This is a genomic window from Halomicrobium zhouii (assembly GCF_900114435.1).
Taxonomy (GTDB): Archaea; Halobacteriota; Halobacteria; order Halobacteriales; family Haloarculaceae; genus Halomicrobium; species Halomicrobium zhouii.
Genome location: NZ_FOZK01000001.1, coordinates 262963 through 283841, shown reverse-complemented (window position 1 = coordinate 283841; position 20879 = coordinate 262963). Strand labels below are relative to the sequence as shown.

Genomic DNA, 20879 nt, shown 5'->3' with positions numbered 1-20879 from the left:
ACGGGTCAGTTCGGGTAGAGTCAGTTCGGATCGCGGTCGATGCTATCGCCGACCGTCGCCGAATTCACTTGTCCGAGCCCTGTCCGTTCCCGCTCTGGCCGCTGGGGTTCACGGTGATACGGCCGTCGCTCGTGCTGATCTGGGAGCCGTTCTCGGCGGTGGCGACGTGGACGACGCGGTAGTTCCCGTTGGGCCAGTCCTCGCCGGTTTCGACCGCCAGGACGCCGCTCGGGCCGCCCTCGACGACGGTCATCGACGCGTGGAGGACGTTCTCCTGGCCCTGCCCCTGTCCGGAGCGCGATTCCGTGACGACGACGTCGAACAGTCCGTCGAGGGTCAGCGGGAGCGCGAACCGCTCGTCGGTGAGGTCGACGCCGAGCAGGGTGGCGTTCTCGCTGGTGGTCGTGGTCCCCTCGACCCGGTCGAGCGTCGTCTCGACGGTGAGCTGGTCAGTCGAGAGGTTCCGGTCGAGGTCGCCCTCGAGGGTAGCCGTCGCGCGCTGGCTGACCAGTTCTGACTGCCGGTAGACGACGATGCCGTGGGTGACCTCCTCCGTCTCGAGGTTCGAGTCGACGTGGAAGGTGGCCTCCTCGCCGGGCGCGACGCGGTCGGAGACCGGTTCGACGGTAGAGGACGTGTCGTGGACGAGCGCGCCGTCCATGCCGACGACGGTCACGTCGCCGTCGGCCCGGAGGTTGTCACCGTCGGTGGCGAAGCCGTCGCCCGAGTCGACCGTCGCGAGCATGAAGAGGTAGCCCCCGGACTCGTTGGGCGTGTAGCTCACGTTCAGCCGGCCGTCCTGGTCGATGGACCCGACGCCGTCCTCGTCGTCGAGCACCTCGACGAAGACGGACTCGGAGTCGTTCTGCACGAGGTCGCGGACTTCGGTGACGGTGAACCCGTCGGTGAACCGCTGCATGCTGGACTCGTTCTCCAGCTGGACGGCGACGAGCTGGGCGTCGTCACCGGCGAAGGACTCCGTCCCCGCGCCCAGCGAGGACTCGAAGTTCATCGTGATCGGCTCGCCCTTGTCGTACACCGAGAGGGTGGGTTTGTTCAGCGGCACGTCGCCGGTGTTCTGCTGTGGGACGTTGAAGAAGAGACTCATCCCCTGTACCTGCGTCGGTCCGCCCGGATCCGTCCGCAAGGGAAGGGGTGCTCGCTCCCACACGGAGACGTTGTCCGTGACCGAGACCGTCCCGACCGACGAGTCGCTGTCGACCTGCGGCGCGGATGTGGACACGGCGCCGGTCACGGGCGCGGCCATCGATAGCAAAACCAGGCTACACACCGCTCCAACAGCCAGTTCTTGGAGTGTTGGCATGGGAATAACGACCAATCCGACACCATTAGTACTTGTTATATTTCCAACCAGTTATGGACGTTCGTCGCTTGCCAGCAGCAGGCCGCCTACTCACGGGACACGGCAAATTACTCGGCACTGGCAGCCGACTGGGTACAGGATACTCCGCAGGTTCTCGGCGTCGGAACCCGCTGGAGGCGCCTGGCCGCGTGGTGCGACGCCGGCCTGGCCTCAGCCGAACTGGGCCCGGAGCCGCGCGGTACCGGGCGCCCCGTCCCGGACCCAGCACGCGAGCGCGACGGCGACAAGGGCGAACTCGAAGAGGAGGAACGGCGTCAGCTCCATCCCGAGAAAGTGGCCGACGAAGCTTCCGGGACCGTCGTAGACGACCGGCGGCAGGACCGGCCAGGCGAGGAAGGCCAGGTCGGCGACGTTCCCGGCGAGGGCGGGCTGCAGCGCGTCGCCGGCGAGGTGGAACGCGTAGCCGACGACGAACGCGGCCCCGACCTCACGCTGCCCGAGGCGACGCGCGACGGCGAGGACGACGATCCAGACCAGGCCGGCGATCAGGACCGAGTGTGCGAGCGACCGGCCGTTCGGCAGGAGGGCGAACCACCACGCCAGGGGCTTGTCGACCAGGTCCGGCGCCTGCGTCCCGAACGCGAGGGCGACGGTGCCGTGCTCGGTCGGATAGTCGCCCGACCGGCGCCGGAGGAGGGCGTAGGCGAGATAGCCGACGGCGAGGTGTCCCCAGGGCCACATCGTATCTATCGCTCCGCGGGCCGGGTAAAATAGCCTGTCCGTTCGGCCCAGCGGTGCCGCCCGGGCGACCGCTCGTTCCGAAATCCCGACAGCTTCTAACGGATCGCGTGAGACGGTCCTGTCAATGACAACTCGCCGACGCCAGCGCTTCGTCATCGGGCAGGTCGCCTGGATGCTCGGGGCGATTCTCGTGCTCGCGCTGCTGGGGTCGCTGTCGCTGGAACTGTTCTTCGTCGTCTCGCTCGTCGGCCTGCTGATCGTCGTCGAACTGACGGCGTCGTTCAGCGTCACGCCGACCTGGCGGTCGCGCCTGAAGTGGCTGATACTGCTGGGGCTGGTCGGGTTCACGTACGTCGTCGTCAGACGGATCCTGGAGATACTGCCGCCGGGGGTGATCTGAGCGTGGCGCCGGACTACCCCCGGCTGGCCCTCGCCGGCTTCGCCCTCACGGTCGTACTCGCGCTGACCGTCGCCGGGAGCACTTCGGGGGCGGCCTTCGGGACGTACAACCCCTCCTGGGACGGCACGGCGGAGTTCCGGTCGCTGGCGGAGGGGACCGGCACGGACCAGGAGATCGCCCGGAACGCGAGCGTCTACCGGACGAGTCAGCCGAACGGGACGCTCGCCGTCGTCCTCTCGCCAGCGGAGGCCTACGACGAGCGGGAGAGCGCGGCCGTTCGAGCGTTCGTCCGGGACGGCGGGACGCTGCTGGTCGCCGAGGACTTCGGCCCGAACGGGAACCGGCTCCTGCGCGACGTGGGCGCGCGGGCCCGCTTCGACGGCGACCGCCTCCGCGACGAACGCAACTACGAGAACTCGCCAGCGCTGCCCACCGCCTCGGCCGTCGGCACGCACCCCTACACCCGGGACGTCGACTCGCTCGGGCTAAACCACGCGACGGCCGTCGCCGGCAACGTGACCGCGAACGGGACGGCCGGTGCGGCGGCGAACGGGACGGCGAACGAGACGAACGCGACCGTGCTCGTCGAGAGTTCGTCGTACGCCTACCTCGATTCGAACGGGAACGACCAGCTCGACGACGACGAGACGCTGGCGAGTTCGCCCGTCGTGACCGTCGAGTCCGTCGGCGAGGGGCGGGTCGTCGCGGTGAGCGACCCGAGCCTGTTCATCAACACGATGCTCGAGCGGGCGGACAACCGCGCGTTCGCGCGGAACCTCTACGAGACCCACGACCGGGTCGTCCTGGACGTCTCCCACGCCGGGTCGGTGCCGCCGCTCCAGGCCGCAGTGCTGACGCTCAGGGAGTCGCCGCTCCTGCAGGCGGCGGTCGGCGGGGCAGCGCTGGCGCTCGTCGCCGGCTCGACCGCCCTGGTCGGTGCGGGAACGGCCCTCAGGCGGCGGCTCGGCGGGGACTCGCCGGCGATCGGTCGGCTCGGTCGCGAGGAGGTCGTCGCGGGCGTCCGCGAACGTCACCCCGACTGGGACGAGGCGCGGATCGGGCGAGTAACGCAAGCAATTATGGACCGACCGCCGGAAGGGACGAACGATGAGTGAGCCTGCCGCCCTGTACGAGGCCATCGAAGCAGAGGTGTCGACGGTGCTCGTCGGCCACGACGAACTGGTCGAGCAGATCACCGTCGCGCTGCTCAGCCGCGGCCACGTCCTCCTCGAAGGGGTCCCCGGCGTCGCCAAGACGACGCTCGCGAACGTCTTCGCCCGCGCCAGTGGTCTCGCCTACAACCGCATCCAGATGACGCCCGACCTGCTGCCGGCCGACATCACCGGGACCACCGTCTACCGCAGCGGCACCGGCGAGTTCGAACTCCAGAAAGGACCAGTGTTCGCCAACGTCGTCGTCGCCGACGAGATCAACCGCGCGACGCCCAAGACCCAGTCGGCGCTGCTGGAGGCCATGGAGGAGAGCGCCGTCACCATCGAGGGGGAGACGCTCGCGCTGCCCGAGCCGTTCATCGTCATCGCGACGCAGAACCCCATCGAGATGGAGGGGACCTTCGAGCTGCCCGAGGCCCAGCGCGACCGCTTCATGCTGAAGCTGACCGTCGACGTCCCTGACCGCGACGACGAGCGCCGGATCCTCGACCGGTTCGCCGCAAACCCGGACCTGGCCGCCGAGGACGTCGAGCAGGTCGTCAGCCCGCGAGAGCTTCAGCGTGCCCGCGAGTCGATCACCGACGTCCACGTCGCCGACAGCGTCCGCGAGTACGTCCTCGACCTCGTCGAGGGGACGCGGACCCACCCCGACGTCGAACACGGGGCGTCCGTCCGCGCCTCGCTCGCGCTGCTGTACACGGCCAAGGCCCGCGCGGCGATCCACGGCCGCGAGTACGTCATCCCCGACGACGTGAAGGCGATGGCCCGACCCGTCCTGATCCACCGGCTCGTGTTGAACACCGACGCAGAACTGGGCGACGTCGACCCGGGCGGCGTCGTCGCCGACGTCCTCGACGACGTGACGCCGCCCGGGGGCGACCCCGAGGCCGAACTCGACGCGGCGGAGACGATGGCCGAGGGTGCCACCGACGGCGGCCGAACCGGGACGGATTTCGCCCCCGACGGGGCCGAGTCCGGAGGCGAGCGGTAGCGTCGCCGTCGAGGACCGTTTCTATTCGGTCTCGTCGCCGTTCTCCGTACCGTCGCTGTCCGCTGACCGTTCGACGTCCCACCGGAGCGTCGCGACCGCCTCGCCGTCCGCGTCGTCGAGTTCGACCGTGACCGGCCGGTTCAGCCCGCGCGCCAGGGCGACGGCGACGGTCGAGACGACCGGATGGTCGAAGCGAGCGATGGACCCGTAGGCGCCGTCGGTCACGTCCAGTGTGAGGCGGCCGCCCTCGAGGTCGAGGTCGGTCCGGAGGGCACCCGCGATCTCGAACTGCTCGACGACGGCCTCGCGGACCTGGCCAACCAGTTCAGGGGGGTCGCTGGCGAGCGGGCCGCCCAGCGCGGCCTCGAACTCGCGGAACAGCGTCTCGCCAGTGGGTTCGAGGGAGACGCCGCGGGTCGCCGCGTCGCCGGTGACGACGAACAGCGACTCCAGCGCGTCGGCGCCGGGGAGCGTCCACTTCTCTCGCTGGGGGACGTACAGTCGGACGCCGATAGACTCACTCCGTTCGTCTATCGAGCCCGTCGGGACGTACACCCGCTCCTCGGAGAGGCCGAGGACGAGACAGAGCCGTTCCTGGTTCCGGGCCAGCGCCTCGTAGACGGCGTCGCCGACGTCGGCCGAGACGAAGCGCTCGGGCGTGACGAACCAGGTCAGGAGGGCGGCGAACAGCCCGGTCCCGCCCAGCGCCAGCAGGACGGTTCGCGTCTCGGGGAAGAGGACGCCGCCGGCCGTGGCGAGCGCGCCGAGGACGGCGAACCCCAGCGCCGTCCGCCGGTACTGGCTCCGGCGGGCGCGGACGTAGGACTCGCGGAGGCGGTCGGCCTCCGCCCGCTGGCGTTCCAGTTCGGCCAGCAGCGTCTCCCGGTCCGGTTCCTCGGGCGAGGCGTCGTCGGCCGACGGTTCGTCCGCTGACGCTGGTGGCTCGTTGGGCTGGGCCTCGGGGTCGGTGGCGGGTGTTTCAGAACTCATCGGTGATCTCCACGGTGACGACTGTGTATCGGTGCAACCCGTAGGCGACGACGGCGGCGACGGGGACCAGGAGCGCCGCAGTCTGCCAGAGCCGGCCGAACCAGACCAGACCGGCGACCGCGAGTCCGGCGAAGGCGGCGAGGGCGACGACGGCGCCGGCCAGGGTGCCGACCGGGGCCCGCCAGTCGGTGAGGTCGACGAGCAGCATCGCGGCCAGCGGGGCCTCGACGAGCGCGATGGTCGCGAGCGACGCGTCGGCCGGGAGCAGCGGTGCGAACAGCACCTGGCCGAGGGCGACGACGACGACCGGCGGTGCGAGGAGCCAGGCGACGACCAGCGCCGCGCCGGCGAGGACGCCCGGGACGCCGGCGACGAGGAAGCCCACGGCGACGGCCCCGAGGGTCGCGAGGCCAGTGAGGGCCGCCGTAAGTCGGTCGTCGGTGCGGAGTGCGCCCATCATACCCTGGCCCTCCGTCGGCGGCGGTCGCGGCCGACCGACAGCACGGCCGCCAGTTTGTCTGCCGGCCCGACCTCGTAGGCCGAGACGCCCTCGAGGTTGGCCAGTTCGCGCCGGAACGCCTCGAACTCGCTGTAGCGGTCGTAGGCCGCGTCCAGGTCAGCGACGTCGCCGTCGGCGAACAGCGCCGTCGGCGTCAGGAAGACGGTGACCTGGTCGGACTCGCCGCGGGCGTAGGTGACCGCCTCGCGCAGGGCGGCCCGGTCCGCGTCGTCGGTGACGATGACGGTCCAGACAGCCGTCGCCGCGCCGAACTCGGCGTTCCTGACCGTCCGATAGAGCGGGCGCGAGTCGAACCGGCGCCGGTAGGCGTCCCGAGCCGCGAAGTAGGGAGCCAGCGTCCGGCCGAACGCGGAGTCGTCGGAATCGAGGTGTGCGCTCGCGGCGCGGGCCGCGGTCGGCCGGACCGGGTCGGACGCGGCCGGCGCGCCGCGCGTCGGTTCGACCTCGAACAGGTGGTTCCTCACCGGGCGCCAGGTCTCGGTCCTGGTTCCCGGGTCGATCAGCGCCGTGGTCCCGCCGTCGCCGACGGCGTAGTAGCCCAGTTTGTCGTCCGACCGGCCGACCTGGTCGACGAGGGCGACCGCGAGCTGACGGGCGTAGTCGATCTTTCGCGTCCCGGGCCGGCCGTCGGCCATGGTGGCCCGGTGGTCGAAAAACAGCAGCGTCTCCCGGTCGGTGTTGCCCTCGAACTCGCGGACGTGGGGCTGGTCGAGGCGGGCGGTCGACTTCCAGTCGATCTGGCGGACGGCGTCGCCGGGGACGTACTCGCGGACCTCGACGGGTTCGACGTCGCCGCCGGGCCGGCCCGCCTCGTGTTCGCCGAAGCCGGCCGCGATGCGGTCCCCGCCCTCGCCGACGTGGACGTCACTCGGTGCGCGCGGGTCCACCGCGACGTCGACGCCGACGTCCAGGACGGCGGTCTGGCCGAACAGGCCGGTGTCGTCGGTAATCCGCGCCGTGACGTCGTCGACCCGGAACGACCCGGCGACGGGCCACGTGAGCGTCGCGTGGTCGACGGCCGCGCGCTCCCCGGAGTCGAGCGTGACCGCCACGGGCCCGCCCCTCGCGCCGGGCGGCGGTGTCACCGTGACGGCGACCGTGACCGGGAGCGCGCGGGCCAGTTCGGCGTCGACGGAGAGCTGTGCGGACTCCTCGGCCATGAGACGGGGCGCCGTCGTCACCGAGACGTCGAGCGTGGCGGGCACCCGGCCGACGGCCCGGGCGAACGTGAACTGCCTGGCGACCAGCCAGGCGGCGACACCGGCGGCGCCGAGCAGGGCCAGCGGCTGTGCGACGACGACCCCCCAGCACGCCAGGAACAGGCCGACGGCGACGAGTGTCCAGTACCGGCGGGTCACCTCCATAGCTGGTGAGTGCCGCGGGGCGCCATTGAAGCTACTGGTCTAGTCAGTCAGGTTGATCGTTCCGACCGCGGCGATCAGCTCCACGCCCGGCGCCGCGTTCGAATATCGATCTCAGTTTTGATACCGGCACGGCACGTTTATGGCCCAGAACAGATCTCCTATTCTAGCAGGTAGAGCAGATTTGAAGGCGATCTTGAGATTGAGTAAATGCCAGCCAGCCTCTGAAACTCGAAATCGATACTGATTCCAGCCACATGACGACCGAACCAGCCGAACCGAACGGAGAGTCGCCGACAGCGACGCGCGAGTGCCGACAGCGCGTCCGGTCGGCGCTGCCGGTCGTCTTCGTCGTGGCCCTCGCCGTCCTCACGACGGGATTTCTCGTGGCGGGTGGGCCGGTCCCGGACCAGGACGACGCCGCGGAGCGAGCGGCCGAGGGAACGCCGGGTGCCGAAGCCGACCGGCAGGACGGCGCCGGGAAGGGCGACGGGCCGACGTCGGCGCCGTTCGCGACGCTCCGCTCGGCGGGGGCAGAGACCGATGCGACAGACGGAACCGGTGACAGCGACGGGGCGAGCGCCGCCCAGCCCCCCAGAGGAATCGTCGGGCCGAACGAGAGCGGGGTGAACGACACCGACGGCGACGGCATCACGGACGCGGCCGAGCGGGATATCTACGGCACCGACCCCACGGACCCCGACACGGACGGCGACGGCTACGCTGACGGGATGGAGGTTGCCTGCAGCGGTTCGCTGCCCGGGGCAGACCCGCGCCACCACGACGTCTTCGTGGAGGTCGACACCGTCCGCGGGACGCACCTGGACCCGGCCGCCGTCGGTCGCCTCCGGGCTGCCTTCGCCGACGCGCCGGTCGACAACCCGGACGGCGAGTCGGGCATCGCGCTCCACGTCAGGCGGAGCGACACCGACCTGCCCGTGAACGGGTCGGTCGACAGCAGCCCGCGACCCGGCGACCACAACGACCTCCGGGACTACCGGGACCGCTACGTCGACCACGGCGACGCGGGCTACTACTACGTCCTCGTGACGACGGAAGCCGCCTTCCGGGGCGACGACTACTACGCCGGGTCGGGCGTGAACGGCGCCGCAGTCGTGGAGTCGTTCGACTCGCCGAAGATCACGAGTTCACTGTTGATGCACGAACTCGGCCACGCATTCGGGCTCGGACCCGGCGAGGTCGGCGTCGACGAGGAACGGTTCGAGACAGCGGAGTACCGCAGCGTGATGAACTACAACGCTCTCTACGAGGTCGAGACGTACTCGGACGGCTCGGGCGAGGTGGGCCGCGACGAGTGGTCTTTCGTCGCCGAGGACCGCTACCGACCCCCGGTCGAGTGCGAAGACGACGACGGGACGGGCGGCGCCTGCGCGGCCGCCTGCGTCGCCGGCCAGTGATCACGGACGGACGCGCCGTTCCGGTCTCGCTCCGGCCTCGCTCCGGCTTCGCCCCGTGCCAGTCAATTAATGGTGACCGCCGCCCTCCACCCGGTATGAGCCAGCTCACCGCACTCGTCATCGGCGAGCGCACGTTCCCGTTCCACAGCTTCGACGAGATGGGGCCCCACGTCGAGGCGGCCCTCGGCGACGGCGTCGACGCCACCCTCACCGAGGACCGCGACGACCTGCTGGATCTCTCGGGCTACGACCTCGTCGTCGACTACCTCACCGACAGCACGCTCACCGACGACCAGCAGGCGAGCCTCCTCTCGTTCGTCGAGGACGGCGGCGGCTACCTGGGCGTCCACTGCGCGTCGGACATCACCAGCACCCACGACGGCGAGGGCGGAATCGACGCGCGGGACGAACCCATCCCCGAACTCCACGACCTCATCGGCGGCTACTTCCTCACCCACCCCGAGCAGTCCACCTTCGACGTGACCGTCGTCGACGACGACCACCCCGTCACCGCGGGCGTCTCGGACTTCTCGGTGTTCGACGAGCCCTACCAGGTCGACTACGACGCCGACCGCGTGCGAGTGCTCGCGCGGATGGACCACCCCGACCTGGAAGACTACCCCGTCGTCTGGGTCCGCGACCACGGCGCGGGGCGCGTCTGCTACGCCTCGCTGGGCCACACCGAAGAATCGCTGGAGAATCCGCAGTACCGTCGCATCCTGCAGAACGCCGCCGGCTGGGTCGCCGGCGCGTAGGTCGGCAGCGCGGTCGCTTCTTCTGAAAACGAGGGTTCAGTACTCCGCGGGCCACGCACCAGGCAGCGGCTCGGGCCGGTCCAGGTCGGCGTCGAAGGACAGGTGCTCGCCCGTCTCCGAGGACTCCCGGATCCCTGCGAGGACGTCGAGGACGTGGGCGGCCAGGTCACCGCTCGTCCGGTGGCTCCAGTCGGTCCGGACCGCGGCGGCCAGGTCGGCGACGCCCGCGCCGCGACCGGCGGTGTACTCGTGCGTGAGTTCGACTTCCTCGAACTCGCGCTCGCCCCGTTTCTGGACGCGGACCGGCCCCTCGAAGTGGTTCGGGTCGGGCAGCGCCAGGGTCCCCTCGGTGCCGTAGAGTTCGAACGCCGGCATGGGGAACGTCGACCCCTGGACGTCGAAGCTGGTCAAGAGGTTCGCAGTGGCGCCCCCGGCGAAGTCGACGATGCCCGACTCGTGGGTCGGCACCTCGACGTCGATGGTCTCGCCGTCGCGCGGTTCGCTCGTGATCGTACGCTCGTCGCTGGCCCGGGTGACCGAGCCAGTGACCCGCGTCGCCGGGCCGAGCAGGGAGACCAGCGCCGTCACGTAGTAGGGCCCCATGTCGAACAGCGGCCCGCCGCCCTCCTGGTAGTACAGGTCCGGGTTCGGGTGCCAGACCTCGTGGCCCGGACTCGTCCAGATGGCCGTCGCACCGACGGGCTCGCCGATCAGCCCGTCGTCGATGACCTGCCGGCAGGTCTGCAGTCCCGCGCCGAGGAAGGTGTCCGGTGCGGACCCGACCAGCAGCCCCTCGCGCTCGGCGACGTCGAGGATGGACCGGGCGCCAGCGACGGTCGACGCCAGCGGCTTCTCGACGTAGACGTGGTTGCCCGCCTCCAGCGCCTGCGTGCAGGTCGCCTCGTGGACCGACGGCGGCGTGAGGTTGATGACGATCTCGATGTCGGGGTCGGCGAGCATCTCCTCGGGGGCCATTGCGGTGACGCCGTACTCGTCGGCCGCCTGTTCGGCGCGTTCCGTATCGAGGTCGGCGCACGCGGTGATCTCGTAGGCGTCGAAGCGGTCGCCAGCCGAGAGGTAGGCGTCGCTGATAGTTCCACAGCCGAGCACGCCGGCGTTGACAACGTCCATAGTCCCCCAAACCGGCGGCCGGAAATAGAGGTGTTGGCTCGGGTGCTGCAAAACGGACTACCAGTCGCCAGTTTCGCGGGTTACTCGTTGGTCCCCTCCCGGATCAGCGAGTTCTCGTCGACGTAGTAGACGTACGTCAGGGTGGACCAGTCGGCGATAAGTTCGGTGACAGCCTCCGTTCCTTCAGCCGGGCCGCCGGTGTTCGATGAGCCGGAACAGCTCACCGTCGCCTCGAACCAGCCGTCGCGCTCGGTGACGCCGTGGAGCGTGCAATCGAGTGTCACCTCGCTGTGCTCGCTGTACCACAGACCGTTGTACGCGTACCGGTACTCGTGAGTCTTCACGAACTCGCCGACGGAGTCCTCGGTGAGCGTCTCTGGCCGCTCGGGCCGTTCCTTGGGGCCCTCTGGGAGTTCGACCGTCCGATTGGGCGGCGGGGTCTGGACGTCGGTGGGGGTGTCGGTCGGCGACTGGACGCTCTCGGGGGGCGTGTCGGTCGGTGTCGCCGTCGGCGAACCGGCGAGGCTCTGGACGCAACCCGCCGTGAGAAGGGCCAGCGCGATAAGGGCGATCAGATGGAGGGGTGATTTCGCCGTCACGTGCCGGTCTACCGACGGGTCTGGTAAATGCTTTTTACCGGCGTGGAGATTTGGGGCGCGAGGACCACCGAGCGTCGCACGAAGCCACCACAGAGACCCAAAGGAGATGCTACAGCGACCCTACAGAACTCCGCAGAAGCCATCCAGCGCCAGATACTGATCACTTCGCCACAACCACTTCCGCTACGGATGGCGAACCTTCTTGAGCGAGGACGCAGTACCTTCCCTCGATCGAATGGCCACTGCCGAGAACACCGAACTCACCGACGCGTTCGAGGAGTTCTACCGCAACTACTACCGGAACGAGATCGGTGAGCTCGCCCAGAAGTACCCGACGGACCAGAAGTCGCTGTGGATCGACTGGCAGGACCTGTACCGCTTCGACCCCGACCTGGCCGACGACTTCAGGAACAAGCCGGCCCAGCTCCAGGACTACGCCGAAGAGGCGCTGCGGCTGTACGACCTGCCGGTGGACGTCAAGCTCGGCCAGGCCCACGTCCGCGTGCACAACCTCCCGCAGTCGGAGGACATCCGCGCCATCCGGCACGAGCACCACGGCAACCTCATCTCCGTCCAGGGCATCGTCCGCAAGGCCACCGACGTCCGCCCCAAGGTCACCAACGCCGCCTTCGAGTGCCAGCGCTGTGGCACCCTGACCAGGATTCCCCAGGTCGCCGGCGACTTCCAGGAGCCCCACGAGTGCCAGGGGTGTGAGCGACAGGGCCCCTTCCGGCTCAACATGGACCAGTCGGAGTTCGTCGACGCCCAGAAGCTCCGCGTTCAGGAGTCCCCCGAGGGCCTGCGCGGCGGCGAGACGCCCCAGGCCATCGACGTCAGCATCGAAGACGACATCTGCGGCGAGGTGACGGCGGGCGACCACGTCAACGTCACCGGCGTCCTCAAACTCGACCAGCAGGGCAACGACCGCGAGAAGTCGCCCATGTTCGACCTCTACATGGACGGCGTCGACGTCTCCATCGAGGACCAGCAGTTCGAGGACATGGACATCACCGACGAGGACAAGAAGGACATCGTCGAGCTCTCGAACGAGGACGGCCTCTACGAGAAGATGGTCGGCGCCATCGCCCCCTCCATCTACGGCTACGACCAGGAGAAGCTCGCGATGATCCTCCAGCTCTTCTCCGGCGTCACCAAACACCTCCCCGACGAGTCCCGCATCCGCGGCGACCTCCACATGCTGATGATCGGGGATCCCGGTACTGGTAAGTCGCAGATGCTATCCTACGTCGAGAACATCGCGCCCCGATCCGTCTACACCTCCGGCAAAGGGTCGTCCTCGGCCGGTCTGACGGCCGCTGCGGTCCGCGACGACTTCGGCGAGGGTCAGCAATGGACCCTCGAAGCGGGCGCGCTCGTCCTCGCCGACCAGGGCATCGCCGCTATCGACGAACTCGACAAGATGCGGTGTGTCACCGGCGACACGCTCGTCCATCTCGGCGACCGCGTAACACGAATCCGTGATTTCGCGCACGAGGCCGCAGAGTCGGGTTCGATCGAGGAACTTCCGAACGGCCGGACGATCCGCGACTTCGGTGCCCAGGCGTGGACGATGACAGAGGAGGGACGGTTGGAGAAACGTTCCGTCACCGCGATTCACGAGTACGATGCACCGGAGGCGCTTACGCAGGTAACGCTTCGAACAGGTGAGCGGCTAACCTCGACGGCCGACCATCCCTTCTTCGTCTTCGACGACGGTGAACGGATCGAGAGAGGGGCCGCGGAACTTGAGCAGGACGACTGGGTGTTCGTTCCACGGTCGCTTACGGAGGCGGCGACTGATGGTGGTGTCGCAGCTACTCGCCCCTCAGAGACGCCAAACCCGACCGACGGTCTTTCTCCGTCTCTCGGCGCTGTACTCGGATACCTGGCCGGTGACGGAAACCTCTACTACGACCGCGAGGAGGGAGTCTACGGCATTCGATTTACGAACATCGAGGAACAGCTGTTGACCGACTTCGAGCAATGCTGTCGCGACGCGTTCGATAGCGAGCCTGTACGACCACCGAGCGAGCAGCGGGGCGATGGGGTCCAAACCGTCCGGTTAGCTGGCCGGGACGTCGCAGACGCCGTAATCGATGCCGGGATGAACCAGGAGATCTACGACGGAAAGCGACTTCCCGAGGAGGTCACGGCTTCGTCTCGAACGGCGAAAGCTGCCTTCCTTCGTGCTCTGGCAGACAGTGAAGGGTCCGTCGGCGAACGGAACGTGAAGATTCACTCCGCCAGCTACGAACTCCTCATGGGAGCGAAGCATCTCCTTCTGGAATTCGACATCTCGAGCCAGATACAGACCCGTGAGCGCGATGGCAGGCGTGATTTGTACATACTCGCCATCACTGACGCGGACTCGTTGGCCTCGTTCGACCGTCACGTCGGATTCACGCTCGACCGAAAGCAGTCGTCGCTCTCCGACGTAGTCGCATCGGTTAGTGGCGACCGGACGATTCTAGACGTGCTCCCCGACTGCGGTGATTTGCTGGCCGAATGTCGTGACTCACTCCGCCTGTATCAAGCCGAGTGTGGCCTCAACGATGCAACGTACTGCAATTTCGAGAATGGCGACGCAAACATCTCACTGAGGCTCGTTAAGCAAGTGCTGGAGGCCTTCGAACAACGAAAGCACGAAGCACGGGATCGTCTCGACGACCTGAACGATGCCGACTGGGCGACATTGGAGTCGATACGGACGGAATTCCACGTCTCACAGGCAGAACTCGCAAAAGGTACCAAGTATCGCCAGGACCAGATTTCGACCGAGTGGGGAGAAGATCCAGAGATGCGTGCGGCTATCGAGGGATACCTCCTCGATGTCCTCGGACAGGTCGGTGCAGCTGACATCTCCACATTGACGGAACTCGTCCACGCTGACGTCAAGTGGCGTCGCGTCGAGTCGGTCGATCAGGTAGCTCCCGACGAGACTGATGACCACGTTAGGATCCTCGAAGGCGAGCTCGCGGATCTGATTAGCTGTTCACCGGAGGATGCAACCGAGACTGCTCACGAGCTACTGGCTGAACGACCCTCACCCGACGACTGGTCCGAGCTTCGCGAAACGCTGGAAACGTACGGTATCTCGATGACGGCCATCGGTACCGACGTCGGTGTCGACCAGGCGACCATCTCACGCTGGTCCCGGGGCGTCGTCTCGAATAACCGGTTCGAAGAAGTCCGCGATGCCACGATCGAACGCGTCGATGCCATCCGCGACAGGGCAGCCGAGATCTTACGGGAAATTGAATCCCGGAGCGGGCCTTCCGTCTACGACCTCACGGTCGACGGGACGCACAACTTCGTCGCGAACGGAATGATCGTCCACAACTCCGAGGACCGCTCCGCGATGCACCAGGCCCTGGAGCAACAGGAGATCAGCATCAACAAGGCCGGCATCAACGCGACGCTCAAGAGCCGGTGTTCGCTGCTGGGCGCGGCGAACCCGAAGTACGGTCGCTTCGACCAGTTCGAGCCCATCGGCGAACAGATAGACCTCGAACCCGCCCTGATATCCCGGTTCGACCTCATCTTCACCGTCACCGACCAGCCCGACGAGGAGGAGGACGCCAACCTCGCCGACCACATCATCCAGACCAACTACGCCGGCGAGTTGAACACCCACCGCGAGCAGAACGCCACGTCGGACTACAGCGAGGAGGAGGTCGCGAACGTCACCGACGAGGTCGCCCCGACCATCGAACCTGAACTCCTTCGGAAGTACATCGCCTACGCCAAGCGGAACTGCTACCCGACGATGACGGAGGAGGCCAAGGAGGCCATCCGGGACTTCTACGTCGACCTGCGGGCGAAGGGGCAGGACGACGACGCCCCGGTCCCGGTCACGGCCCGAAAGCTCGAGGCGCTGGTCCGCCTGGCCGAGGCGTCGGCGCGCATCCGCCTCTCCGATACCGTCGAGGAGGAGGACTCCGAACGGGTCATCCAGATCGTCCGGTCCTCGATGGAGGACATCGGCGTCGACCCGGAGACCGGCGAGTTCGACGCCGACGTCGTCGAGACGGGGACCTCCAAGACCCAGCGCGACCGCATCCAGAACATCAAGGGCATCATCAACGACATCGAGTCCGAGTACGACGAGGGCGCGCCCATCGACGTCGTCGTCGAGCGCGCCGAGGAGGTCGGCGTCGACCAGTCCAAGGCCGAACACGAGATCGAGCAGCTCAAACAGAAGGGCGAGGTGTACGAGCCCCGCACCGACCACCTGCGAACGACGTAGGATGGACCGGATATCGGCGCTGCGCAACGTGGAGGAATCGCTGGCTCGCTTCGAGGCGGGCGAGTGCTCGCTGGCGGAGCTGGAACGGGACGTCCGCGGCGTGCTCCGGACCTACGCCACCGACTTCGACGGGGAGTTGCGGGCCTTCGAGGCGTCGGGCGAGGCCCTGGGAACGCTCACCGTCCTGGCGTCGTCCCGCGACGAGGCCCGCGAGCGCGTCGCGGACCTGGTCGAGGACCCGGGCCGCTTCGCCGTCGAATCTGTCGAATGAGGGGAAAATGGGAACAAATATGTTGTGGTATCGACAACTGATGGGACGATGACTGGGGTCGCCGAGGTGGTCGACGGTGTCACCACGACGCTGCTGTGCGGGGCGTCGCTGGGCGGCGAGACGCGGGAGTGCTGTGAAGCGTTGCTCAGGGCGGGCGCAGACGATGGGCGAGAGGTGCTGTGGGTGACCTACACGCGGCCGCCGGCAGACTGCCTCGCGTCGGTGCCCGACGACGTGTCCGTCCGCGGCGTCCTCGCCGTCGGCGACGCGCCCCACTGGGAGACGTCCATCGACGGCGTCGACGTCGAGGTGGTCGCGACGCCCGGCGACATCACCGCGCTCGGGATCAAGCTGAGCCGGTTCCTCTCGGGGGGCGACGACGACCTGACCGTCTGTTTCGACTCCGTGACGGCGATGTGCCAGTACGTCGAACCGGAGACGGCCTACGGCTTCCTCCACACCATCGCCGTCCAGCTGTACGCCGCCGACGCGACGGCTCACTTCCACATCGACCCCGCGGCCCACGACGCGTCGACGGTCGACCTGTTCGCGTCGCTGTGTGACGCCGTGGTGAACGTCGGCGACGACGGCGACGACGACCCCGCCGTCCGGACGCGTCCCGTGCTCGACTAGACGGGCTCGTCGGACCATCAGCCGGCCGACTCCATCGGGAAGCGCTGGATACCGAGAGTTTTCGTCTGTTCAATTTTAGTTAATTTTATACTAAGCCAGGCGGCAACGAGATGCATGCTCCTCGTGATAACCTACTCGCAGGCGGCCCGGCAGTCACTCCGGAACGTCTGCCGGGCCCACGAGGACAGCGTCGTCCGCCGGTTCGGTCGTGCCGCCCTGCTGGAGGCTACGGGGTTCGGCGCGTTCCAGGCGCTCAGGCTGCAGGCGAAACACGGCCTCGACGTCCAGGTCGAACGCGTCGAACCGTTCGTCGAGAGCGACGTGCCCGAGCGTGTTCGCGAGGCCGCCACCGCCTACGAGAACCGCGACCAGTCGTCGGTTCCCTACCGGCAGTTCGCGTCGGGGACCGACTACCCGTCGCCGGAGTCGCTCCGGGAGACCGACGTGTGATCCTCCGCGTCGACGGGCGGACCTTCTGCGGTGCCGTCGTCGATCTGCGGGACGCCGACGTCGACGCCACCAGCGATGGAGCGGCGATCGCGGCCGCCATCCGGGGCGAGGAATCCTGCTGTGGCGTGCACTGTCCACCGGCGTCGCCGGTCCACGCCCGGGCGGGGTACGTCAGGCCGGGGATGGGACTGTCGACGCGGACCGCACTCGCCGCCGCCGGGCGGTCGCGCGGACTCGATACGCCGTCCGACGACGAACTGGCCGCGGTCCGCTCGGAACTGGCGACGCTCGACGGCGACGAGACCGAGTGTCCGTCCGCGCCGACGACGGCCCCCGACGCCGACCGGGAACGCTTGCGCGAGCGCGTCGCGGAGCTACGGGGTCGCGTCCAGGCGCTCGAATCGACCGACCGCGACGCCAGCGACGCCCGGTCGAAACTCCGGGACGCCGCCCGCCGACTCTCTGAACTGGAGACCGAACGCGTGGCCGCCGTCGAGACGCGCGAGCGATCGCGTGCGCTGCGGGACCGGCGAGAACGTCGACTCAAACTCCAGGACCGGGCGGCGAACCTCGAACGCGACGCGCGCGCTCAGCTCGTCGCCGACCTCCGCGAGGAGTTCGCCGCGGCGGTCGGCTCGCTGCAGGCGGTGAGTGCCGGGGGCGCCACGGCGAACGACCGCGACGACCCGTTCGACGTCGACCCGGTCACGGCGGCCCTGGCAATCCTGCGGATCGCAGCGGTTCGCGCCCCGGTCGTCCTCACCGTCGACCGGTTCGAGCACCCCGCAGCGGCCGCCCGGTGGCTGGCGGCGCCGGTCGTCCGTCTGTGAGTTCCATGCGTTTATACCGGAGGACGGGACCAGCCCCGCCATGGTTTCACTCACCTGTGACGCCGACCACCGGGACGGGGTCACGCTGGTCACCGTCCGCCTCGACGGGGCGGGCGTCGCCCAGCGCGTCCGGTTGACGAACCGACTCGACGGGCCGGTCTGGCCGCCGCGCCGGCACGGGGTTCCGGCGGCGGGCTGGAACGACGACGGCTTCGAGACGGTCGTGCCGGCCGACGGAGTCGTCGCCGTCGGCTACGCCTCACCCGCACCGGCCGTCGACGCGCCGGTCGCCGTCGTCGACCGCGAAATCGTCGAGGACGGAGCGGACGAGGAGCCTGCAACGGCGGCTGACGCGCTCCGCGACCTGGGCGACCCGTCGCCGCCCCGAGACGCGGTGCCGGTGCCGGTCGACGACGCTGTGGACCAGACAGAACGGGCGAATCAGTCGTCGACCGACCAGACGACAGTCGGTCACTCGCCGCCACCAGCGAGAGACGAGGCGTCCGTTCCGGAGCCGGAACCGTCGGATCGGCCTGGTCGGCCCGATCAGCACTCCGCCGCCCAAGCGGACCAGAACGCCGGTGAGCAGTCGGCAGACGGCGTTCCGGCAGCGGCCGCGACGTGGCTCGACGACGTCGAGGAACGGGTCGTGACGGCCGAACGACTCGCAGCGGCCGAGACGGTCCCCGAGGCGACGGCCGCGATGCGGGCGACTGGCGGGCTGGACGACGCCGAAGCACTGGTCGAACGGCTCCAGCAGGAGCGGGCGGCCCTGGAATCGGTCGCCGAACGGGCCGACGAACTGGCCGAGCGAACGGCGGCCGCGGACGTGCCCCTGGAGACACTGGAGCGACTCGCGTGATCCTGGCCGTCACGGGCGGGAAGGGCGGCGTCGGCAAGTCCACCGTCGCCTTCAACCTCGCCGCCGAACTGAGGGGTGTCGTCGTCGACGCAGACCTCGGGATGGCCGACCTGCCCGCCTCGCGCGGGCCGGACCTGCACGACGTGCTCGCCGGTCGTGCCGCGCCGCTGGAGGCCGTCCGCGAATCGGGCCCCGTCGCGATCCTTCCCTGCGGGCGCTCGCTCGCGGGCGCACGCGCCGCGGACCCGGCCCGACTCTGTGACGCCGTCGAGGCGGTCGAACGGGCCTACGGGACCGTCGTCGTCGACTGTCCGGCCGGCCTGCGGGCCGACGCGGGCCTGCCGCTGGTCGTCGCCTCGGCCTGCGTCGTCGTGACGACGCCCTCGGAGGCCGCCATCGCGGACGCGATGCGGGCCCGCGAACTCGCCCGGGAGTTCGACGCCGGGCTGGTCCGCGTGGCCGTCAACCGCGCCGGCGCGAACCCCCCGACCGCCCGGGTCGCCGACCTGTTCGGCGCGCCGGCGGTCCCCATCCCCGATTCGGAACGGCTCGGACGGGCCCAGTCCTCGGGCCAGCCCGTCCGCTCGCTGGCGCCGGCGTCGGCACGGGTCGTCGAACAGTTCGAAACCCTCGCGCGAGCGGTTCAGTCCTGCAGGGCCTGATACGTCGACCGAAGCGTGACCGGACTGACGTCCGCGGCGTCGGCAGCCGCCACCTGCGTGAGGTCGTGTCCCAGTTCCCTGGCGGCGGTGTACAGACAGCCCGCGGCGACGCCGCCGGGGTTCCGGCCGGCGACCACGCCCTCGTCGTGGGCGCGCTCGACCAGTTCCGTGCCTCTGCGCTCCACCTCGTGGGGGACGTCGAGGTCACTGGCGAACCGCGGCAGGTACTCGGCGGGGTCGATGGGACCCGTCGGGAGCCCGAGTTCCCGGTTCAGCGCGTCGTAGGCGACGCGCAACTCGTCCTCGGTGGCCTGTGCCGCGCCAGCGACCTCGTGGAGCGTCCGGGACACCCCCGACGTCCGGCAGTTCGCGTACACCGCGGCGGCGGCGAACCCCTCGATGGAGCGGCCGACCAGCAGGTCCTCGCTCTGGGCGGACTCGAACAGCACGCACGCCCGGTCGCGGATCGTCCTGGAGAGGTCCAGGCCGCTGACGACGCGGCGGACCTCGATGAACCCGAGCATCCTGTTTCGGTCGCGCTTCGACTCTGTCTGGGCGCGCCGGTGCTGCCGACGCAGGCGGCGCATCCGACGGCGCTTGCGTCCCTTGAGTCGGGTCGACCGACCGATCTCCGTCGAGAGGCCCCGGTCGTGGCGCGACCGGGTGAGCGGGGCGCCAGTTCTGGCCTTCTCCTCGTCGTCGTCCTGGAACGACCGCCACTCCGGGCCGCGGTCGATGACGTCCTCGGCCACCACCAGCCCGCAGCTCGCACACACTGTCTCGCAGTCCGACGCTTCCAGCACCCCGTCACACTCGGGGCACCCCTGAGATGTGATACTCATTACAGTTCGAAGTTCGTCTCGAAGGGGAATGTAAAGACCGGGGGAATCGCCGGTCAGACGCCGGACGGCGCCGTATCTACCGACCGGTAACCGGTAGGTAGATGCGACCAGTCGACGCTCGTGACGCCGCAGCCGACAGGCTTACGTTCTGTCAATCGAATGGTGGAACGGATGGCGCTGTCGGACATCGCCGCGGGGATCGAGGTCACCACCGAGCAGCGCGACCGCGGCGTCGCGAGCGTCGACCGGACCGACGAGGCGCTGGCCGACCGACTGGCCGGCGCCGCCGACGACCTGCCGTGCGACGCCGGGACCGCGGCGACGCTGGTCGAACGCTACGCCGCGGGCGAGTCCATCGGCGACGCGGGCCGGGCCGCCGGCGTCGCACCGATCACCGCCGCGAAGACGCTGCATCACGTCGGTGAGCACGTCTCGCCGCTCTCGCCGACCGCCCGCGACGTCGTCCGAGACTGGCTCGACGGGCGGGTCTCGCGGAGCGAGGCGCTCGCGCTCACCGGCGCGAGCGAACGGGAGTTCTCGCTCGGCGTCTACGTCGAGACCCACGAACCCTCGGCCGACGCCCAGGCTGCCACAGAAGGGTATCTGACGAGCGACGACGCCACCGGCGAGAAACAGGCGTCGCTCGGCGAGTCAGTGGAAGCCGGCGACGGACTGCGGTAG

The 20879-nt window shown here is 69.1% G+C and carries 21 protein-coding genes; 13 read left to right on the top strand and 8 right to left on the bottom strand.

The genetic code is table 11. From position 1 onward, the window contains the following. Positions 1–64: 64 nt before the first annotated feature. Together BM337_RS01420 and BM337_RS01415 are read right to left on the bottom strand one after the other, a co-directional pair. A complete protein-coding gene (locus tag BM337_RS01420; RefSeq protein ID WP_143117610.1) occupies positions 65–1324 on the bottom strand; it encodes a PGF-CTERM sorting domain-containing protein in 1260 nt (419 codons plus the stop codon). 210 nt (positions 1325–1534) lie between these two features. Continuing rightward, positions 1535–2065, bottom strand: a complete 531-nt coding sequence (locus tag BM337_RS01415) for a metal-dependent hydrolase (protein ID WP_089813206.1) — start codon at positions 2063–2065, stop codon at positions 1535–1537. 124 nt (positions 2066–2189) lie between these two features. On the opposite strand from BM337_RS01415, the gene BM337_RS01410 reads away from it, so the two are divergent. Genes BM337_RS01410 through BM337_RS01400 form a run of 3 tightly spaced genes read left to right on the top strand, consistent with a single transcriptional unit; the run spans position 2190 to position 4628 of the window. Beyond that, complete coding sequence (locus BM337_RS01410; protein WP_089813204.1) at positions 2190–2465, top strand: DUF8044 family membrane protein; 276 nt, start codon at positions 2190–2192, stop codon at positions 2463–2465. Between the two features lie 2 nt (positions 2466–2467). Continuing rightward, positions 2468–3580, top strand: coding sequence for a DUF4350 domain-containing protein (locus BM337_RS01405; RefSeq protein WP_245778577.1), 1113 nt, complete (start codon positions 2468–2470; stop codon positions 3578–3580). Further along, complete coding sequence (locus BM337_RS01400) at positions 3573–4628, top strand: AAA family ATPase (RefSeq protein ID WP_089813202.1); 1056 nt, start codon at positions 3573–3575, stop codon at positions 4626–4628. Before BM337_RS01405 ends, BM337_RS01400 begins: the two co-directional genes overlap by 8 nt. A gap of 21 nt (positions 4629–4649) precedes the next feature. Here BM337_RS01400 and BM337_RS01395 read toward each other — a convergent pair whose 3' ends face one another. The 3 genes from BM337_RS01395 to BM337_RS01385 are packed head-to-tail and all read right to left on the bottom strand — an operon-like array spanning position 4650 to position 7502. Beyond that, positions 4650–5618, bottom strand: a complete 969-nt coding sequence (locus tag BM337_RS01395) for a DUF7982 domain-containing protein (protein ID WP_089813200.1) — start codon at positions 5616–5618, stop codon at positions 4650–4652. Then, positions 5608–6078 (bottom strand): DUF8163 family membrane protein, encoded by a 471-nt coding sequence (locus BM337_RS01390; RefSeq protein ID WP_143117609.1) that lies wholly within the window; start codon positions 6076–6078, stop codon positions 5608–5610. Before BM337_RS01390 ends, BM337_RS01395 begins: the two co-directional genes overlap by 11 nt. Next, complete coding sequence (locus BM337_RS01385; RefSeq protein ID WP_089813196.1) at positions 6075–7502, bottom strand: DUF58 domain-containing protein; 1428 nt, start codon at positions 7500–7502, stop codon at positions 6075–6077. The genes BM337_RS01390 and BM337_RS01385 overlap by 4 nt, the downstream gene beginning before the upstream one ends. Positions 7503–7756: 254 nt before the next feature. Between BM337_RS01385 and BM337_RS20370 the strand changes: the two genes are divergently transcribed. After that, complete coding sequence (locus BM337_RS20370) at positions 7757–8917, top strand: zinc metalloprotease (protein ID WP_143117608.1); 1161 nt, start codon at positions 7757–7759, stop codon at positions 8915–8917. A 95-nt stretch (positions 8918–9012) separates the two neighbouring features. Further along, positions 9013–9672 (top strand): ThuA domain-containing protein, encoded by a 660-nt coding sequence (locus tag BM337_RS01375; RefSeq protein WP_089813194.1) that lies wholly within the window; start codon positions 9013–9015, stop codon positions 9670–9672. Between the two features lie 36 nt (positions 9673–9708). Here BM337_RS01375 and BM337_RS01370 read toward each other — a convergent pair whose 3' ends face one another. Both BM337_RS01370 and BM337_RS01365 read right to left on the bottom strand, forming a co-directional pair. Further along, entirely contained in the window at positions 9709–10803 is a 1095-nt protein-coding gene (locus BM337_RS01370) for a Gfo/Idh/MocA family protein (RefSeq protein ID WP_089813192.1), read from the bottom strand. 80 nt (positions 10804–10883) lie between these two features. After that, a complete protein-coding gene (locus tag BM337_RS01365; RefSeq protein ID WP_089813190.1) occupies positions 10884–11402 on the bottom strand; it encodes a hypothetical protein in 519 nt (172 codons plus the stop codon). Between the two features lie 235 nt (positions 11403–11637). Here BM337_RS01365 and BM337_RS01360 point away from each other — a divergent pair, with 235 nt between their 5' ends. The 7 genes from BM337_RS01360 to BM337_RS01330 all read left to right on the top strand — a co-directional run bounded on the left by BM337_RS01360 (position 11638) and on the right by BM337_RS01330 (position 19356). Next, positions 11638–15648, top strand: a complete 4011-nt coding sequence (locus BM337_RS01360) for an LAGLIDADG family homing endonuclease (protein ID WP_089813189.1) — start codon at positions 11638–11640, stop codon at positions 15646–15648. A gap of 1 nt (position 15649) precedes the next feature. After that, positions 15650–15919: a DUF7854 family protein gene (locus BM337_RS01355; protein WP_089813187.1), complete on the top strand. Its 270-nt coding sequence runs from the start codon at positions 15650–15652 to the stop codon at positions 15917–15919. Between the two features lie 48 nt (positions 15920–15967). Further along, positions 15968–16552: a DUF7504 family protein gene (locus BM337_RS01350; protein WP_089813185.1), complete on the top strand. Its 585-nt coding sequence runs from the start codon at positions 15968–15970 to the stop codon at positions 16550–16552. Positions 16553–16666: 114 nt separating this feature from the next. Beyond that, positions 16667–17002 carry a DUF7855 family protein gene (locus tag BM337_RS01345; protein WP_089813183.1) on the top strand — a complete coding sequence of 112 codons (336 nt, stop codon included), beginning with the start codon at positions 16667–16669 and terminating at the stop codon, positions 17000–17002. Then, on the top strand, positions 16999–17832 hold the full coding sequence (locus tag BM337_RS01340; RefSeq protein ID WP_089813181.1) for a DUF7856 family protein: 834 nt from the start codon (positions 16999–17001) through the stop codon (positions 17830–17832). Before BM337_RS01345 ends, BM337_RS01340 begins: the two co-directional genes overlap by 4 nt. A 40-nt stretch (positions 17833–17872) precedes the next feature. Beyond that, positions 17873–18694 (top strand): DUF7857 domain-containing protein, encoded by an 822-nt coding sequence (locus BM337_RS01335; RefSeq protein WP_089813179.1) that lies wholly within the window; start codon positions 17873–17875, stop codon positions 18692–18694. Beyond that, positions 18691–19356 carry a MinD/ParA family ATP-binding protein gene (locus BM337_RS01330; protein WP_089813177.1) on the top strand — a complete coding sequence of 222 codons (666 nt, stop codon included), beginning with the start codon at positions 18691–18693 and terminating at the stop codon, positions 19354–19356. The genes BM337_RS01335 and BM337_RS01330 overlap by 4 nt, the downstream gene beginning before the upstream one ends. Here the strand turns inward: BM337_RS01330 and BM337_RS01325 are convergent. After that, positions 19338–20198 (bottom strand): transcription initiation factor IIB, encoded by an 861-nt coding sequence (locus BM337_RS01325; RefSeq protein ID WP_089813174.1) that lies wholly within the window; start codon positions 20196–20198, stop codon positions 19338–19340. The two genes, BM337_RS01330 and BM337_RS01325, sit on opposite strands and share 19 nt — an antisense overlap. Before the next feature lie 171 nt (positions 20199–20369). Here BM337_RS01325 and BM337_RS01320 point away from each other — a divergent pair, with 171 nt between their 5' ends. Then, positions 20370–20879 carry a DUF7858 family protein gene (locus BM337_RS01320; RefSeq protein WP_089813172.1) on the top strand — a complete coding sequence of 170 codons (510 nt, stop codon included), beginning with the start codon at positions 20370–20372 and terminating at the stop codon, positions 20877–20879.